Genomic DNA, 18,073 nt, shown 5'->3' with positions numbered 1-18,073 from the left:
GCTGCGTGCGCCCGGGAGCCTTCCCGAATACGGAGAACATTCATTTGTTTTCCGTGAGATTTGTCCATGTTGCACGCATGCCTCCATTCCCCATGGCCCTTCCTGCCCCGTGTCTTCACGGCGTGGGTTGTTGCGCCGCATTCCCTATCCTTCTTCTCGCCCTTCGCCGCAGTGGCCCGTCTTGTCCGGAGCCAGCGTCCCGCCGTGCCCGTTGCCCGCCGCGCCACTGCCACCGCGAGGGTGATGCCATGAACGAGGAGCGTTACATGACCGCACCCCTTCCACCCGTCAAGCCGCGCTCGATGCTGCGGCACCTGCTGGCCACCGAGGCGGCCGGCGGCGTCCTGCTGATGTTCACCGCCGCGCTGGCCATCGTCATCGCCAACAGCCCCTGGGCCAGTGCCTACCAGCACCTGTTGCACCTGCCCGTCGGCCCGGTGCTGACCGACAAGCTCGGCCCGATGACCGTGCACATGTGGATCAACGATGGCCTGATGGCGATCTTCTTCCTGCTGGTGGGCCTGGAGATCAAGCGCGAGCTGGTCGACGGCCGCCTGGCCAGTTGGGAGCAGCGCCGCCTGCCGGCCCTGCCGGCACTGATGGGCATGGCCGTGCCGGCGCTCATCTACCTGGCGGTATCCCGTGGCGAGCCGGGCCTGGCCGACGGCTGGGCGATCCCGGCCGCCACCGACATCGCCTTCGCCGTCGGCGCCCTGGCCCTGCTCGGCCGGCACGCGCCGCTGTCGCTCAAGGTAATGCTGGTCTCGGTAGCGATCATCGACGACATGGGCGCGGTGGCAATCATCGCCGTGTTCTACACCTCGTCGCTGAACCTGCTGGCCCTGGCCGGCGCCGCCGGCATCGTCGCCGTGCTGCTGGCCTGCAACCGCCTGCGCGTGGTCAGCCTGTGGCCCTACCTGATCGGCGTGGCCGCGCTGTGGTACGTGACCCTGCTGTCGGGCGTGCACGCCACCATCGCCGGCGTGGTCGGTGCCCTGCTGATCCCCTACAGCACCGGCGACAGCGAGGCCCGCGAAGCCAGCCCGCTGCTCAAGCTGGAGCATGGCCTGGCGCCCTGGGTCGGCTTCCTCATCGTGCCGGCCTTCGGCTTCGCCAACGCCGGCGTCTCGTTCGGCGACCTGGGCCTGAGCGACATCTTCGCCCCGTTGCCGCTGGCCATTGCCCTGGGCCTGCTGCTGGGCAAGCAGCTCGGCGTGTTCGGCGGCGTGCTGCTGGCGGTCAAGACCGGCCTGGCCAGCAAGCCCCATGGCGCCAGCTGGCTGCAGATCTACGGCGTGGCGATGCTGTGCGGCATCGGCTTCACCATGAGCCTGTTCATCGGCGAGCTGGCCTTCCCCGGCCAGGCCGATAAGATCGATGCGGCCAAGATCGGCATCCTGCTGGGCTCGCTGCTGTCGGCGGTGATCGCCTGCCTGATCCTGCGCTTCGCGCCCAAGCCGGCGGATTGATGCAAGCGCTCGGGGCTGCCTGGCAGCCCCGTTCAATCGGCTAGTAACCGAACTTGCGTGTAGTAACTGGGCTTGCGTGAGAGCGGGCTTGCCCCGCGATCGATTCTACAGCCCCACCCGGAGCCTGCAGCCCACCTCACCCCCGCACCACCGACACCCCACCATCCACCACCATGGCCGCCCCGGTCATGAAACTCGATGCCTGCGACGCCAAAAACAACGCCGCCTCGGCGATCTCCTGGGGCCGGGCCAGGCGCTTGAGGGCATGCAACCCTTCGACATGGGCCCGGGCCTCGGGGCTGTTCATCGCACTGCGGCCCATGGGCGTATCGGTACCGCCGGGCAGCAGCGCGTTGGCGCGTATGCCACGGCTGCCCTGCTCCGCCGCAATGACCTGGACCAGGCCGACCAGCCCGGCCTTGCTCGCCGCATAGGCGGCCATGCCCGGCATGCCCACGCTGTGGCCGACAAAGGTCGAGGTGAAAATCAGCGAGCCGCCGCCACGGGCCAGCAACGCTGGAATCTGCGCCTGGGCGCAGAGGAAGGCGCTGGTGAGGTTGGTGTGCAGGGTGTGTTGCCAGCCCTCCAGGGACAGCTCGGGGACGGCGGCCAGTTCACCGAGGGTACCGGCATTGTTGAAGGCGATGTCCAGGCCACCGAAGCGCGCCACCGCCACGTCCACCAGCTCCCTGACCAACGCCGCATCGGTGATGTCGCCAGCCACGACCACAGCCCGGCCTTGTCCGGCCGCCGCGATGTCCGCCGTCAGCTGCTCGAGTTCGGCCTGGCGCCGGGCCGTGAGCACAAGGTTGGCGCCGTGCCGGGCGAACAATGTCGCCGCGGCTCGGCCGATACCGGAGCTGGCGCCGGTGATGATTGCCACTTTGCCTGCCAGTTGCATGATGAGTACCTCGTCCTGAAGTTGGGTGCAGGGTGCGCGGGGTACTATCGGGTGGCATGGTGCTGGGAAGCTCTCCGTTTCTTGTGAACTATCAACCTTTGTTCATATGGCCTGCGCTGCATCGATGACGGATTGCTGCAGCAAGGTGCGCGGCAGCTTGAAGCCCTTGAACGGCTGCTGGGTGATCGGGTTGAAGGCTTTCTCCGAACTGAGCCGATAGCGCATCACGCCGTCACCGGTCTTGAAGCTCAGGTCCACCGCGGTGGCGCTGCGGCCATTCAGGGCGCCACGGCTGAGCAGGCGGAACATCGACCAGGGGCCCCGGTATTCCAGGCTGCTGCTGTTACCATTGAGCCTGAGCAGGGTGAGGTTGCTGCGCACCTGTTGGCCGAGCGTGTTGGGCCAGATCACCCCGGTGATCTGGCTGGGCCCATGGGTGTAGGAGACCAGTTGACCATCGAGGTCCAGCAGGCTGGTGCGCTGGTTGGCGCTCAGACCCAGGGGCTCGATGCTGAACTGCACGCCGAGGTTGCCGCGCGGGTCGAAGAAGGTTTCGCGGATGCGGTCTGCCAGGGCGAGTTGCTCGATGACTTCGTTGCGGATCAGGTAGCCATTCTGGTTGTCGGCGTACAGCGCGTCGAGGTTGTCCTTGATGAATGCGTTCAGGTACCGCTCCTGGAACTGCTGCAGACGCCCCTTGGGCCCGAAGAACGCCTCGAAATCATCGAGGGCGGCATCAGCGCCCCCAGCCACAAAGGGATATCGTCCTGCCAGCCGCTGCTGGAAGAAGCTATAGACGTCGGCATCCCAGCGCCGCTCGAGCTCGCGCAGTGCCTCGACGACCAGCACTTGCGCCGTCTGGTCTGCGACGGCCCTCACCTGCTGTCCGACCGGCTCTGGCAGCCCTGTCGCAACCCGCTGCAAGGTGGCAATCGGGTCCGCGCCGCTCATCGAAAAACGCTGCAGCACCGCCTGCAGAGCGGCCTTGCCCCTGTCGGGGCTGTCCTGTACCCCTCTCGCCTGGTCGTGGACGGCGGCAATCGCGCTCAAGGTTTCATCGTAATAGCTGGGTCTGTCGCCTTTGGCCTGCAGCATGTCGTTCAAGCCCAAGAAGGCCCGGCGAACACCAACCAGATGCTGGTCGGCCGCCTGCCCCGCCAGATTCGGGGCCTCTGCGTTGTCCGCCAGTGTGGGCATTGCCGTATTGGCGCGCACGCTCTCCAGCAGTCGACGCAACGGCTCTGCCGGCCCGGTCAATTGCCCCAGTACCGAGACCCCGTGCTCCAGGTCGCGGAAACGGGCAATCGCCAGTGCGTTAAGGGCTCGCCGCCAGCTGTCGATATAATCCGCACTGTAGAGGTTGTGGATACCCTCGATCAGTACTTCGCGATCAGCCGGTGAATAGTCCAACTGGCGGCGCTCGCCCAGCGCCCACTGATCGACCATTGCCAGGTCGGTGACCTGCGCGCTGCGGGGCATGAAGTATTCGCTGAAGCCCTTGGCCGTCAGCATGGGCGCCAGGAGCAGGTCAACGGGCACCTGGGAGTCGCCGGACCGGAGCTGGAACACCGAATCGAAGGCAGGCCCGACCTCGTGGCGCAGGTCCAGGCCATTGTGCAACTGCTCCTGGGCCTGCTGCTTCAGGCTGACATACACCCGCTGCGCCAGTGGCACCTCACGCAGGCCTTGCTGGGCCTGGTCAAGCCGCTGGCGGAACTGTGGCAGCTCGGTATCGGCATAGGCCAGGGCGTATTGCAGATGACGCATGAGGGCCTGCTGCAGTTGCCCCTGGCCAGGGAAGGCCGCCTGCCATTGCCGGGCCATCCACTGCTCGACCCATTGCGGCCGCCGGTTGTGACGGTCCTCGATCATCCGGTACACCCTGAGCGCGGCCATCTGCTGCTCGCTGCCCGCAGGCGCCGCATCCATGGCATCGATCACCCCGCTGGCAACGGCCGGCAGGAAGCGCCTGGACAACAGGTTAAGGTAGGCCTCATCGACCCGCGGCCCCAGCAGGCGCCCCTGGTAGAGCCCCAGGTCCGCCACCACCGGCCAGGCCGATCGATAGTCGCCGAACACGGCCACTGCCTCGCGAATCTGCTCCAGTGGCGCCAGCAGGTTGCGCCCGGTAGGGTCCAGCCGCTGATCCAGCTCATGGCTGCCAAATGCCCGACTCATGTCCAGGACGCTGGCCACCTTGTCGCTGTTGGCCTCGAAGTAACGCTGCCAGGCACTGCCCATGACGACCAGCGCCAATGCCCCGACCCCCGAGCCGACCCACAGCAGGCGTCGCTTGCCAAGCGCCACCCTGATGTTGTCGCCGGCCAGCCCGGCCTCCGGATACACCACCTGCTGGAACAGGCGTTGGGCAAAATACGCCTGTTGCCGACCCTGGGGCTTGCCCTCGCTGACCGGCGCATCGGCCTTGAAGGGATGAGCCACATTGCGCTGGAAGGCGTTGAGCACCTGGCCCTGCTGAAGCATCGAGGACAGATACAGACCCCGCACCAGTGCCGGCGTGGTGAAGCGATCACTCACCAGCATCTCGCGCAGGAACGCCAGCAGTATCGGACGCAGGCCAAGCAGTTGGCCCTGCAATGACACCAGCCGTTCACGCAGGTCGGTCTTGCCCAGCACGCCCAGGTCGTTGAGCACCTGCTCCTCGGTCCGCCTCACCAACCAGTCGTATTGCTCGGTCAGTTCATCCAGCCAGGCATCGAACGCGCTGACGGCATCCAGCCTGAAGGTGAACCCGAGCAACCGCTCTCGCTCAGCTTGCGTCAGGCGCGCAAACAACTGCTCGAACCCATCCAGCAAATCGAACTTGCTCAGCACGACATACACAGGCAAACGCGCGCCCAACTGGTTGCTCACTTCATGCAGGCGAGCCCGCAACACCTGCGCCAAGGCCATGCGCTGCTGCGGCGTGGCCAGCTGCAAGGCGGCAAGATCGACGACCAGCACGACGCCATTGAGGGCGTTACGGCTGCGCGTGCGGGCCAGCCAACCCAGCAGGTGTATCCATAACCGGGCCTGGGTTCCAGCCGGCAGTACCGGCCTGGCCTTGTCGAGCGTGTCGGGCAGGTTGCCATCCGGGGCCTGCCGGGTCATGAGCGCACCCGGCGGATCGATGACCACCGCATCGTCGCTGATCCACCAGTCCACGGGATAGGCCAACGCCTCGTCCTGGCGCCCGTGCGCCTGGACCTTGCCGATCCGCGTCAGGGAAAAGCGCTGGTCCGAGCGCTCCATCAGGCTGGTCTTGCCCGCGCCCTCGTCGCCCAGCAGCAGATACCAGGGCAACCGATACAGCGCACCATACCCGCCAGCATGCTCCAGGTAGCTTGCCAACCCCGCATCGAGGGCGCGCTGCTGAGCCAGGAGCACAGGCAATATCGGGTCGGCGCTCGCCTCGATATCCCGCTGGCGTTCGGTCTGCAGCCGGCGAAAGCGCGCACGCAGCACGAACAGCCAGATCAGCAACGGCAACAACACCAGCAGCAGCGTGACAACGCTGCGATGCGCCAGGCTGGCCAATGGCTGCTGCCCGTGCCACTGCCATTGCGGCCCGAGCCACCAGATCAGTACCAGCAGCAACACCGCACCCAGTCCCAGCAACAGTGGCATGGCCAGATTGATTCGGGACGCCAGCGGCAGACCCCAACGTTTGAAAAGCGCCCAGAGTTTGCTCATGGCGGTTCAAGACTCCCTGTTCTGATCGTTCAATCCTGATGTCGCGGCGAACTGCTGCAATTGCTGGTAGACCTCGGGCTCCCACGCCTCGGCAGTCATGCCACGCATGGTGCGGGCGACATTCGCGCACAGCTCCTGGGCGAGCCAGGACACGCCCCGTGAGGCCAGCAGGTCGGCGGCGATCACCGTGCTGTGGCAACGTTCGCGTGGTGATCGGTAGTCCGCTTGCAGCCCTTGCAGCTTCAACAGCACCGGTTCCACGCCCTCGACCTCGAGCTGGCTGGCCAGCTCCTCGCGCAGGCCGATGAACGCCTGAGTGGTGCCATCCCCTGCCAGCGTTGCCTGGCTGCCCCTGAGCCAGGCCAGGCACTGGTCATCGACAAACGCGGTGCCATCGCTGAAGCACAATTGCTCAAGCGCCGGCAGGCGCCGTACGAACCTGGCGGAGGCACAACGAATGGCCTCGGCGACTTCGTTCATTGCCAGGCGCGTGGCGATGCCCGCCGCCAGATAGCTGCCGCGAATCCAGTAAGGAGCGGCCGCAACACTTCGCTCGACTTTCATCAACAGGGTCGGGTCGAGCGCCGAAGCAGACAGCGCGTCCTCGTACCCGCCGACAATGTCGGCAGGCACCGCCATCAACTCGGTGCGAAGCCCCTGACGCGTGGAGGGCAGCGTCTGGATATGCGCCCACAGGCCGAAGCGCCTCAGCTGGTAGCCCGTCGGATCGTAGATATCCTGCTGGTTGATGAACTCGGCCATACCCAGTACCGCACGGCGAGTCTCACGTTCATTACCCAGGGAAATACTGGTACTGGCAGGTCGAAACACATCGGTCAGCGGTGCGACGGGCGTCTGCGGTGGTGAAGATTCCTTGCGACTGGTTTGCGCCGTCCCCATCGCCTGCTCGGCCTGCTTGAGCAGTGCACGCTCCAGTTCGCCCAGCGCGGCAGGATCGAGCTGCGCCAGGGGCGCCTGCTGTTGCAGGCAGGCCAATGCCTGCTGGGCAGCCTGCTTGCAGGCCGGGGTGTAACTGAAGCGATCCAGCCCGGGCAGCGCCGCCGACAGGCGCCCGAGCAGCAGCCCGACCAGCTTGCGCTTGCCCAGGAAGCCCTTGGGGCCTGGCTTGGGATGGGCGCTTTCCCAATAGTGCTCGACCATGCCTGCCAGCAACGCCAGCGTGCAACACCAGCGCTCCCAGCATCCCGTGCGCAGCCAGGCGACACTGAGGTGCCCGACGATGCGCAAGTGCTTGCACTGGCCGCTCAGGTACTGGCGAGAGGCCTCCTCGATGTAGGGCCAGTCGATGGCGGCTTCATGCAGCCCTCCCAGCTTGACCATCTCCTGATCGATGGCCTGGTAGGTTTCGTCCTCGATATCAAAATAACCCGCTGGCGCGAGCGGGTCGACGGGCGCCAGCAACCTGGCGACCTCCTCGGTCGACACCGGTGCTACCAGCGACATGCTGTGCGCGCCTGGTCGATCAACGGGTCCAACCCCTGCGCATCGAAACGCAAGCCATCGAGGGCCGGATGATCACTGACCACAAGGATGCGCTGGGCCCCCTGCAGTACCTTGATCTGCTCGATGGCGGGCAAACCGCGCCCGGCATCCAGCACCTGGCCGTTTTCCAGCACCTGCCAGGCAAGCGAGCGGGTCGACCGGTGCTCCGTGCGCAGTTGCAGGGTCACCCGGTTGCCCTGGACGGGTTCGGCGGTAAGCAACTGCAGCCTGGAGATGTTCTGTACACAGCTGACGGCAAGATAGGGGCGCGGCTCGGAGGTCGCGATAGCCGGTGCGGAGATCACCACCTGCCGCCGCCCTGTCCGCTTGTCGTCCTCGGCCCCCAGGATGAATGCCAGATTGTCGGGCGCTCGTCGGGCCTCGTTGGCCATCACTCGGGCCACGCTCGGGGCATCGAGCTCCGGGGCCGACCATCCCCTGCCGATCGCCGGCACGCGCGCCGGCGTTCCCGCCGCCTCATCGAAACACGCCAGGCGCTCGACATTGGAAACAATCCCCGTGCAGTCCCGCACCGGGGCTGCAAAGGTCGGTTCCAGCAGCGCGAACAATGCCAGACCAAGCACGCAACTATATGGATTGCACACCAGAATTAGACCTCACGGCTCGATGTAACTTCTTATTGGAAACATGCTAAGCAATAGAAAAAAGCCAATTAGCCATCGCTAAAAAAACAGACTTGACGCAAGTCTAGAACAACCTCGCCACCACAAACAATCAAATATTTTCTTACATTTTTAGACTCGACTTTGATTACTTCATTTCAGCATCGTTTAAAGGCAATTTACAGCACCAAAACATTAGCGTGTATATAAAAAATAAATATGTAGGACCCCTCCTACAAAATTCCAAAAAACTTCCCACAAACACAACACCCCACAAACTTCAGCATCAGGAATAAACTTACATCATGTCCAGAAACTCAAGTTCCGTTGCGCCCAAAGAGCGCATCAACATCAAGTATGTACCCGCCACGGGGGATCAACAGGCCGAGGTTGAACTGCCCCACAAGATGCTGGTGCTGGGTGACTTCGGCCTGGTCGACAACCGCAACCTGGAGGACCGCACGCCCATGCGCATCGACAAGCACAGCTTCGACAGCGTGCTCAAGGATGCCGACGTCAAGCTGAGCCTCTCGGTCCCTTCGGCACTCAACCCTGTCGCCGACGCCGAGCTGGCGGTCGAGCTGCGGTTCAACACGATCAACGACTTCGGCCCCGACCAGATCGCCCGCCAGGTGCCGGAGCTGAACAAGCTGCTGGCGCTGCGCGAGGCCCTGGTCGCCCTGAAAGGCCCGCTGGGCAATGTCCCGGCATTTCGCCGACACCTGCAGCACCTGCTGACGGACCAGCAGGCACGCAAGCAACTCGCGCAGGAGCTGGACCTGGTGCTCGAAGCCCCGCCAGCGGAATGAAAACGCACTTCTGACAGATGGCATATGACATAGACAACGGAGCGTCTCGGATGTCCACCACCAACAACACCACAGTCACTGCCGATACCACGGCTGAAACCATCGGCAATTCGACACTGCTCGACCAGATCATGGTCGAAACCATGCTGGTACCCAGCCAGGAGGGATACCAGATCGCCAGGCAAGGCGTGGCGGCCTTCATATCGGAAATGCTGAAAACCGATGACCCGGACCAGTTGGTCAACAAGCACCGGGTCGACCAGATGATTGCCGAAGTCGACCGACTTCTCGGCAAACAAATGGATGCCATTCTTCATCAATCCGAATTCCAGGCGCTGGAGTCCGCGTGGCGCGGATTGAAACTTCTGGTCGACCGTACCGACTTTCGCGAGAACATCAAGCTGGAAGTCCTGCATGTCAGCAAGAGCGACTTGCTCGATGACTTCGACAATGCCGCGGACATCACTTGCAGCGGGCTTTACAAACATGTCTACACCGCCGGTTACGGACAGTTTGGCGGTGAGCCCGTGGCGGCCATGATCGGCAACTACAACTTCGGCCCCGCTTCGCCTGACATCAAGCTGCTGAGCTATGTCGCCTCCGTGGGCGCCATGTCGCATGCCCCCTTCATCACCGCTCCCGCTCCCGAGTTTTTCAACCTGAGCAGCTTCGAGGACCTGCCCGACCTCAAGGAGGTCAAGGACATCTTCGAAGGACCACGCTTCGCCAAGTGGCGGTCGTTGCGCGACAGTGAAGATGCCCGCCATATCGGCCTGGTGCTGCCGCGCTTCATGTTGCGCTCGGTCTATGACCGCCAGGAACACCCCATCAGCAGCTTCAGCTACGACGAAAACATCGACGCTCGACACCAGAACTACCTGTGGGGCAACGCCGCCTTCCTGATGGCCAGCTGCATCAACGACAGCTTTGCCCGTTATCGCTGGTGCCCGAACATCATCGGCCCACTATCCGGTGGCGCCGTGGACGACCTGCCGGTGCACCTGTACGAGGCTCTTGGACAGTTGCAGGCAAAGATCCCGACCGAGGTGCTGGTCTCCGATCGCAAGGAGTTCGAGCTGGCCGAAGAGGGCTTCATCGCCCTGACCATGCGCAAGGACAGCGACAACGCCGCGTTCTTCTCGGCCAACTCGGTGCAGAAACCCAAGCAGTTCCCCAAGACAACCGAAGGCTTGCAGGCACAGACCAACTACAAGCTCGGCACCCAACTGCCCTATCTGTTCATCGTCAACCGGCTCGCCCACTACATCAAGGTGCTGCAACGCGAGCAGATCGGCAGCTGGAAGGAGCGCAACGACCTCGAGGGCGAGCTCAACCGCTGGCTCAAGCAGTACATCGCCGACCAGGAAAACCCCTCGGCCGACATCCGCAGTCGCCGCCCCCTGCGCGCCGCGCAGATCGAAGTCAGCGACGTCGCGGGAGATCCGGGCTGGTACCAGGTCTCGCTCGCGGTGCGCCCGCACTTCAAGTACATGGGGGCGAACTTCGAGATCTCCCTGGTCGGCCGGCTCGACACCCAATGAGCAGCCTCTTCGACCGCCTGGCCAGCGACGCTCCCGCTGGCCGCCGAGAAAGCACCGGGCGCACCGTCGAGCGGATCAAACGCCACCTCGAGACGCTGCTCAACGCCCGTCGGGGCTGCTCGCAGAGCTGCCCCGACCTCGGCTTGCGCGACTTCAACGGCCATGACCAGGGCAACGGCGACCTGCTGCGCCAGGTGAGCTCGGACATCCAGCGCACGATCCGACGCTACGAGCCGAGGATCCAGGTGCTGAACCTGCAGGGGCAGCCGGACGCGGACAACCCGCTGGAACTGCACTTTCGCCTGGATTGCCAGGTGCGGGTGGAAAACCACGCCGAACAGCTGCAGATCGAACTGCTGGTCAACGGCCACAACCGCAACACCCAGGTGAGGTAGGCCATGTCGTTGAAGGACCGCTTCGGCGAAGAACTGCGCTACCTGCGCGAACTGGGGGAGGACTTTGCGCGGGACAACCCCCAGCTCAGCCGCTATCTGGGCAAGGACAGTGGCGATCCCGGCGTCGAGCGCCTGCTGGAAGGCCTCGCTTTCCTGACCGCCAAGCTGCGCCTGAAACTCGAGGATGAAGTGCCGGAACTGACCCATGGCATGCTGCAACTGCTCTGGCCGAATTACCTGCGTCCCCTGCCCAGCGCGACGATCATTCAGTTCTCGCCCCTGGACGCTTCGCTCAGCCAGGCCCAGATCGTTCCCAGAGGCTCACGTCTGTTTTCCCGGCCGGTCGAAGGCGTGGATTGCGAGTTCCGCACCTGCACCGAGGTGAAGCTCTATCCCTTCACGCTCGGTGAGGTGGGCGCGACCCTGACGCCCGACAGCTCGGTCATTCACCTCCAGCTCGAGACCCAGGTGCAACGCCCGCTGAACACCCTGGGCTGCGACAGCCTGGAGTTCCACCTCGGTGGCGAGCGCAGCAACGCCCAGACCCTTTACCTGTGGCTGGCGCAATACCTCGAGCACATCAGCGTGACCATCGACGGCCAGGTGCGTCGCCTGCCAGCCAACCACCTGAGCTTCTCCGGCTTCAGCCCCGACGAGGCGTTGCTTCCCTACCCGCGCAATGTGTTCGATGGCTACCGGATCCTCCAGGAGTACCTGGTCTTCCCGCAACGCTTCCACTTCTTCAACCTGACCGGCCTGGGCAGGGTCTGGCCGGCGCACGCCAGCGCCACGATCCGCATCGAGTTCCACCTCGCGCGTCCACTGCCCGGCTCGACGCGGGTCGGCACCGATGACTTCAGGCTGTTCTGCGCCCCTGCCGTCAATCTGTTCGAGCACGGCGCCGAGCCCATCGACCTGTCCGGAACGGCTGACCAGCATCGCCTGGTACCCCATGGCCTGCGCCGCGACAGCCACGAGATCTTCAGCGTCGACCGGGTGATCAGCACCCGCACCAGCGCCGATGGCAGCCCTGGCGAGCAACTGCGGGTGTTCCAGCCTTTCGAGTCGTTCGCCCACGAGATCGAGCATGTGCAGGGACGCACCGCGCTGTACTACCGCTGCCGGGTCGAGCAATCGCTGCTCGGTGACGGGCTGGATCACCAGATCGCCTTCGTGCGGGGCGACGAAAGCCAGTTCATCGGTCACATGGAAACCGCCTCGATCGAGCTGACCTGCACCAATCGGGACCTGCCGATGGCGCTGGGCCTGGGCGATATCGATGTCATCAACCAGGCCACCGCGCCGTTGATCCGCTACCGCAACATCTGCCTGCCGACCCGCCCGTACCGTCCGGTGCTGGATGGCCAGTTGCAGTGGACGCTCATCTCCAACCTCTCGCTCAACTACCTGTCGCTGCTCTCGGCCGCCCCGCTCAAGGCGGTGATCGGCGCCTACGACTTCGCCGCCCTGCACGACATCCAGCAGGCCAGGGCCACACGCAAACGCCTGGACGGCATCGGCGAGGCGCACACCGAACCACTGGACTGGTTGATCAAGGGCCTGCCCATTCGCGGCCTGCGTACCCGCCTGCGGCTCGACCAGCAGGCCTTCCTCTGCGAAGGCGACCTGTACCTGTTCGGCTGCGTGCTGTCCCACTTCTTCGCCCTCTACGCGAGCACCAACTCCTTCCACCAGCTGGAAGTGATCAATACCACCAACAACGAGCACTACACATGGCCACTGCTGACCGGCAGACAACCGCTGATCTAGCCGAAACGTTGCTCGCCGAGGCCCACCGGCACAGCTTCTTCCAACTGCTGGAGCGGCTGCATGGCTTGCACGGTGACAACCTCGAGCCGCGCTGGCCAGATACCGCCACACGCCAGCGCGTGCACCTTGCCAGCGACCCGCGGCTGAGTTTTCCGGTGGCCGATGTGCTGGCCGCCGAGCGGATCGCCGAGGCGCCGTCGCGCTATCGCGTGCGCACCACCTTCCTGGGGCTGCACGGCACCGACTCGCCCCTGCCCAGCTACTACCTCGACGAACTGGCCTACGAATACGCCCAGGGCATTGGCGCGCGCCCCGCGCTGTTCGATTTCTTCAACCACTGCCTGCTCAGCCTGCTGCACCGCATCTGGCGCAAATACCGCTACTACGTGCGTTTCCAGACCGGGGCGAGCGATGACTTCTCGCGCTACGCCTTCGCCCTGATCGGCCTCGGCGACGAGCGCCTGCGTGGCGAAACGCCGTTGCCCTGGAGCCGCCTGCTGAGTTTCGTCGGCGTCATTGCCAGCCGCAGCCGGGCACCCGGTGTGGTCGCCGGGATCATTGCCCACTGCTTCGATCTGCCGTCGGTGCAAATCCGCGAGTTCGAGACCCGCACGGTGACCATCTCACACCGCCAGGTGGTGCGCCTGGGCCGCTGCAACGGGCAACTGGGCGAGAGCTTCATGCTCGGCGACCGCACGCGAACCCGCAGCAGCAAGTTCACCTTGCTGATCGGCGACCTCGACCTGGCACGCCTGCGCAGCCTGCTGCCCGGCGGCGTCGACTTCGAGCGACTGCGTGCACTGATCGACTTCCTGCTCCGCGACGGCCTGGCCTATGACCTCGAGCTGCGCCTGAAGCCACGTGAACTGCCACCGTTCCGCCTGCACCGCGAGCAGGGCGCGCACCTGGGCTGGACCAGCTTCATCGAAGACCGCAAGGGTGAAGTCAGCCCGGTCGTGCGGATACGGGGGCGCGCATGACCAGACTCGCCCTCAGCATCGACAATCTCGATCGCCTGCACCACGGCGTCGTCGCGGGCCATCTGTTCGATCGCGATGGCGGCATCATCGGCAGCCACAAGGCCGACTGGTTGCTGGTGGACCGCCAGCGGCGGATTCACCCCGCCCATTGTGCGATCCGCTGGCTGGAAGGCGGCTTCTGCGTGATCGACCTCTGTGGCCAGACCCTGCTCAACGACAGCCCGCTGCCTCCCGGGCCCGGCGTGCCAGTGCGCGTGAGCGAAGGCGACTGCCTGCAGGTCGGCCCCTATCAACTGCACGCCCGCTATCAAGCCGGGCCAAGCGATCAAAGCTTTATCCGCAGCGACCTGGATGACCTGCTCAAGCCTGGCCGGCAGGCGCTCGAAGCGCTGCTGGACAGCTCGTTGGCCAGCCCCTGGCATCCCGCGCCCCGTACAGCGAGTCTCCCGGTCGATATCTGCACGCTGTTCGATCGACTGCAGGCCCCGGATCCCCTGGCCGCACTGACTGCACCGCAGCAACCGGCCCAGCCTGGGGCAAGCGCCCTGCAGCGACTCATCGCCGGAGGGAAGCCATGACGTCCCATCCACTGAGGGTGGCCACGCTCCTGCTTGCCCTCGGCTCGGCCACAGGCTGCACGGCCCTCGGCAAGATCGGCCAGGTGGTGATGGACCCTTCCATCCCGGTGGGCGCGCTGTCGGACCAGCCCACCGAGGTCGCCTTCAGCCTGCACGCCAGCCCTACCATCAACACCAACCCCCACAGCCTCGATGCGACGGTACCCGGTGAAACGCTGGAGCCCACGCCTTATGCGGTCAGCCTCCGTGCAGGCGATCCGCTTGCGTTGACTGAGCAGGTCGCCGGTCTGCTGGAGCATCTTCAAGCGCTGTTTCCAGCCATGTCCCCCGTGGAGCCGAACGACCAACAGGCACCGGCCCATTCACCCACGGAGCATGAAGGCCCAGGCAGCTATGACGCCGAGGACGTCCAGTTCGACGTGGCCACCCCCAGCCAGAAAGCGACGCCTTCGATCGCCACGCCCGTCGCGATCAAGATCCTGCAACTGCGTGACGACTCGCTGCTGCGCAACAGCCTGTATACGCAACTCGACCAGGACCTCGCCAAGGCCCTGCGCAGCACCTACATCCGCGACGACGATTACCTGCTGGCACCGGGGCAGTTCAAGTTCGTGCGCTTCGAGCCCATCGCCGCCGACACGCGCTTCATCGCCGTGATCGCCAAGTTCAACGACATCACCAACGCCGACTGGCGGCAAGTGATACGCATCGCGCCACGCGGCCGCCAGGTCGTGCTCGCCGTGACCCTCGATGGCATGCAGATCCTGCTGCAGGAGGAAAGCTGATGCCCCGCCTGCAGGTCTCCACCCTCCCCCATTATTTGGAGCGCCCATGAGCTCACGCAATCCCGTTCTCTGGCCCGAAGGCATGTTCGTCAAGCCACAGCATTTCCAGCAACAGGCCAGGGCCAGCGACGCCGCGGTCCAGCAGCGCATCAGCAGCCTGAATGCGGCGTTCTACGGTTTCAGCGAACTGCAGCTGAACCAGGAGTACCTGAGCCTTGGCAAGGTGGCCATCACCCGGGCCCGCGGCATCATGCCGGACGGCACGGTATTCGACATTCCCGGCGACCTGCCGCCGCCGCCCGCCCTGGAAATCACCGATGACGGCACGCAACGCAACGAGGTGTTCCTGTGCCTGCCACTGCGCACCGAAGGGGGACGCGAAGTCAGCTGGCCCGAGAGCGGCGGCAACTACCGCTACGGCGCCCAGTCCCTGGAGATCAAGGACACCCACAGCGCCGACGGCGACCTGGTGCAGGTGGACCTGGCAGTCCCCAACCTTCAACTCATGCGCGAGACCGAGGACAACAGCGCTTACTCCCGGCTGCCCCTTGCCTGGATCCTCGAGCGCCGGCCCGACGGCAGCCTGCTGCTGGACGACGATTTCTACCCCACCTGTGTCTCGATTCAGGCGGCCCCGGCACTCAAGCGCTTTCTCGACGAAGTCAGCAATACCTTGCGCGAGCGCGCGCGCAACCTCGCGGCGCGTATCGGCTCGCCCGGCCAGTCGGGGGTGGCCGATATCCGCGACTTCAATCTGCTGCAAGCCATGAACCGTTGGTGGCCGTGCTTCCAGCACCTGGCCCGTCAGCCCCATACCCACCCTGAGCAGCTGTACCTGAGCCTGAGCCAGGCGTGCGGCGAGCTGCTGACCTTCACCGACGACGAGCGCCTGCCGCCGGAGCCGCCAGCCTACCGGCACAACGCCCTGCGCCAGTCGTTCAAGCCGCTGGAGGATGCACTGCGCCGCACCCTGAGCATCGTCCGGCAACCGCGGGCCGTTTCCCTGCCATTGGTGGCGCAGCCGTTCGGCGTGCTGACCGTGACCCTGGACGATCGCCGCCTGATCGACGAGGCAACCTTCATCCTCGCGGTGCATGCCGACCTGCCCGCCGAGACGTTCCAGCAGTCGTTCCTGCAGAAAACCAAGATCACCTCCCTCGAGGCACTGGCTGACCTGGTGCCACTGCAACTGCCCGGCATTGCGCTGCGACCGATGCCCGTGGCGCCGCGGGAGCTGCCGTTCCATGCCGGCTTCAGCTACTTCGAACTCGACCGGCGCAGCCCGAACTGGGCCGCGATGAAGGACAGCAACGGCTTTGGCCTGCATGTCGCGGGGGAGTTCCCGGGGCTCCAGTTGCAGTTCTGGGCGATACGGAGCGAATGAAATGACCGAAGCAGCCAACAATCGCCTCACTGAGCCGGGCGTCAGCCTACTTAGCGCGCTCGCCGGCGAGAGCCAGACACAGCAGTCCGCGCCGGCCCCCGCCAGCGCGATGGACCACCCGGACTACGTACCCGACCCGGACTTCCAGCTCCGTGGAGCCTTCAGCAACCAGATGATCGATGCGGCGATGCCCCTGTTCGGCCTGGTGATGCGTCTGCGCAAGCAGGAAAGCCACCGGGATATCCCGTTCCTCTACAACGCCGTCTACAACCAGGTCAACGCCATCGTCGAGGAGATGCGCCGGTACGACTACGAGCCGGCCCAGCTGCAAGCCCACTCCTACGCGCTGTGCCTGTATATCGACGAGGCCGTGATGTCCACGCCATGGGGCAAGAGCTCGCTGTGGAGCCAGAAGCCCCTGCTCAGCGTCTTCCACCACGAGACCTGGGGTGGCGAGAAGATCTTCACCGTGCTGTCGCGCATGATGCAGGAGCCCAAGCGCTACCAGGACGTCCTGGAGTTCATCTACCTCTGCCTGTGCCTGGGCCTGCGCGGCAAGTACGGCATCGACCCCAAGGGCGACGAGGCGCTGCAGGCCCTCATTCTCAAACTGCGCGAAATCATCCTCGAACTGCGCGGCCCGCCCCCTGACCTCTTCGGCGACCCGCTGGCCAACGTCGCCCCGCGAGACCTGCGTCTGCGCCGCGAATGGCCCTGGTGGAGCCCGCTGGTGGTTTCGGCGATCGCCCTGGCCGGGCTGTACGGCTACTACCGCTACCGCCTGGACCTGCTCACCCGCGAGGCGATCGAGGCGCTGAACACCCTTCTGCAGCCGTGAACGGCGCGCCCGAAGCAACGGATTTTCGGGGCCTGCGCCCCGTTGAAAAGCCCATCGAGTCCGATGGCCACGCCACTTCCCGTGTGCGTGCTTACCCACATGGATGCAGGAGATATCCGCCATGCCAACACCCGCTTACATCAAGATCGAAGGCAAGACCCAAGGCCTGCTCACCGCAGGCGCCTTCACCTCCGACTCCGTCGGCAACGTGTTTGTCGAAGGCCATGAAGACGAGATCCTGGTGCAGGAAATCAAGCACAAGGTGAGCGTGCCCACCGACCCGCAAAGCGGCCAGCCGACCGGGCAGCGGGTACACAAGCCGTTCATCTTCACCAGTGCGCTGAACAAGGCGACCCCGCTGATGTACAACGCCCTGGCGTCCGGTGAAATGCTGCCCAAGGTCACGGTCAAGTGGTTCCGCACCTCGGTGGAGGGCAAGCAGGAGCACTTCTTCACCACCGAGCTCACCGACGCCACCATCGTCGATATCAACACCGTCATGCCCCATGCCCAGGACAAGGAGAACGCCGACTTCACGCAGTTGATCGAGGTGTCCCTGGCCTACCGCAAGATCACCTGGGATCACACCGTTTCAGGCACCGGGGGCTCCGACGACTGGCGCGCGCCCGTCGTCTGACCCGACCGCAGGGTTCCGGGCAGGCGCGCCTGCCCGGGCTTCAGCCACCGTCAGAAGGCGGACAGGGACTTTCCATGCCTAATCAATCCGACCTGAGCTACCGCTTCGAGCCCCTGGCCAGCCAGGACCCGTTCGAGGTGGTCTCGTTCACCCTCGACGAAGCCCTC

Annotated in this window: 15 protein-coding genes; 11 read left to right on the top strand and 4 right to left on the bottom strand. The window is 64.8% G+C overall.

What is annotated here, in order from left to right:
- The first annotated feature begins 266 nt into the window (after positions 1–266).
- Positions 267–1,469 carry a Na+/H+ antiporter NhaA gene (nhaA, locus tag HU735_RS20960; protein ID WP_050706371.1) on the top strand — a complete coding sequence of 401 codons (1,203 nt, stop codon included), beginning with the start codon at positions 267–269 and terminating at the stop codon, positions 1,467–1,469.
- A gap of 136 nt (positions 1,470–1,605) precedes the next feature.
- Here the strand turns inward: nhaA and HU735_RS20955 are convergent, their stop codons facing one another.
- The 4 genes from HU735_RS20955 to vasI form a co-directional block, all read right to left on the bottom strand.
- Positions 1,606–2,370, bottom strand: a complete 765-nt coding sequence (locus tag HU735_RS20955; RefSeq protein WP_189657113.1) for an SDR family oxidoreductase — start codon at positions 2,368–2,370, stop codon at positions 1,606–1,608.
- A 102-nt stretch (positions 2,371–2,472) separates the two neighbouring features.
- Positions 2,473–6,063, bottom strand: a complete 3,591-nt coding sequence (gene tssM / locus HU735_RS20950) for a type VI secretion system membrane subunit TssM (RefSeq protein WP_186715067.1) — start codon at positions 6,061–6,063, stop codon at positions 2,473–2,475.
- A 6-nt stretch (positions 6,064–6,069) separates the two neighbouring features.
- Positions 6,070–7,527, bottom strand: coding sequence for a type VI secretion system protein TssA (tssA, locus tag HU735_RS20945; RefSeq protein ID WP_186715066.1), 1,458 nt, complete (start codon positions 7,525–7,527; stop codon positions 6,070–6,072).
- Positions 7,515–8,135, bottom strand: coding sequence for a type VI secretion system-associated protein VasI (gene vasI / locus HU735_RS20940; RefSeq protein ID WP_238349870.1), 621 nt, complete (start codon positions 8,133–8,135; stop codon positions 7,515–7,517). Before vasI ends, tssA begins: the two co-directional genes overlap by 13 nt.
- 359 nt (positions 8,136–8,494) lie before the next feature.
- Between vasI and tssB the strand changes: the two genes are divergently transcribed.
- The 10 genes from tssB (at position 8,495) to HU735_RS20890 (ending at position 17,906) form a co-directional block, all read left to right on the top strand.
- Complete coding sequence (gene tssB, locus HU735_RS20935) at positions 8,495–8,998, top strand: type VI secretion system contractile sheath small subunit (RefSeq protein ID WP_186715064.1); 504 nt, start codon at positions 8,495–8,497, stop codon at positions 8,996–8,998.
- A gap of 50 nt (positions 8,999–9,048) precedes the next feature.
- Entirely contained in the window at positions 9,049–10,539 is a 1,491-nt protein-coding gene (gene tssC, locus HU735_RS20930) for a type VI secretion system contractile sheath large subunit (RefSeq protein WP_186715063.1), read from the top strand.
- On the top strand, positions 10,536–10,934 hold the full coding sequence (gene tssE / locus HU735_RS20925) for a type VI secretion system baseplate subunit TssE (protein ID WP_186715062.1): 399 nt from the start codon (positions 10,536–10,538) through the stop codon (positions 10,932–10,934). Before tssC ends, tssE begins: the two co-directional genes overlap by 4 nt.
- A gap of 3 nt (positions 10,935–10,937) precedes the next feature.
- The gene (gene tssF / locus HU735_RS20920; protein ID WP_186715061.1) at positions 10,938–12,704 is read left to right on the top strand and encodes a type VI secretion system baseplate subunit TssF; all 1,767 of its coding nucleotides are present in this window, start codon (positions 10,938–10,940) and stop codon (positions 12,702–12,704) included.
- Positions 12,668–13,684 (top strand): type VI secretion system baseplate subunit TssG, encoded by a 1,017-nt coding sequence (gene tssG, locus HU735_RS20915; protein ID WP_186715060.1) that lies wholly within the window; start codon positions 12,668–12,670, stop codon positions 13,682–13,684. Before tssF ends, tssG begins: the two co-directional genes overlap by 37 nt.
- On the top strand, positions 13,681–14,262 hold the full coding sequence (locus tag HU735_RS20910; RefSeq protein ID WP_186715059.1) for an FHA domain-containing protein: 582 nt from the start codon (positions 13,681–13,683) through the stop codon (positions 14,260–14,262). The genes tssG and HU735_RS20910 overlap by 4 nt, the downstream gene beginning before the upstream one ends.
- The gene (tssJ, locus tag HU735_RS20905; RefSeq protein ID WP_186715058.1) at positions 14,259–15,047 is read left to right on the top strand and encodes a type VI secretion system lipoprotein TssJ; all 789 of its coding nucleotides are present in this window, start codon (positions 14,259–14,261) and stop codon (positions 15,045–15,047) included. The genes HU735_RS20910 and tssJ overlap by 4 nt, the downstream gene beginning before the upstream one ends.
- A gap of 46 nt (positions 15,048–15,093) precedes the next feature.
- Positions 15,094–16,431, top strand: a complete 1,338-nt coding sequence (tssK, locus tag HU735_RS20900; RefSeq protein WP_186715057.1) for a type VI secretion system baseplate subunit TssK — start codon at positions 15,094–15,096, stop codon at positions 16,429–16,431.
- Position 16,432: 1 nt separating this feature from the next.
- Positions 16,433–17,269: a type IVB secretion system protein IcmH/DotU gene (gene icmH / locus HU735_RS20895; protein ID WP_186715056.1), complete on the top strand. Its 837-nt coding sequence runs from the start codon at positions 16,433–16,435 to the stop codon at positions 17,267–17,269.
- A gap of 121 nt (positions 17,270–17,390) precedes the next feature.
- A complete protein-coding gene (locus HU735_RS20890; RefSeq protein WP_186715055.1) occupies positions 17,391–17,906 on the top strand; it encodes an Hcp family type VI secretion system effector in 516 nt (171 codons plus the stop codon).
- The last annotated feature ends 167 nt before the right edge of the window (positions 17,907–18,073 follow it).

The sequence above is a fragment of the Pseudomonas sp. BW16M2 genome, from assembly GCF_014268865.1.
In the GTDB taxonomy this organism is placed as follows: Bacteria; Pseudomonadota; Gammaproteobacteria; order Pseudomonadales; family Pseudomonadaceae; genus Aquipseudomonas; species Aquipseudomonas peradeniyensis.
The sequence above is the reverse complement of the archived record's forward strand: the minus strand, read 5'-3'. Positions and strand labels throughout refer to the sequence as shown.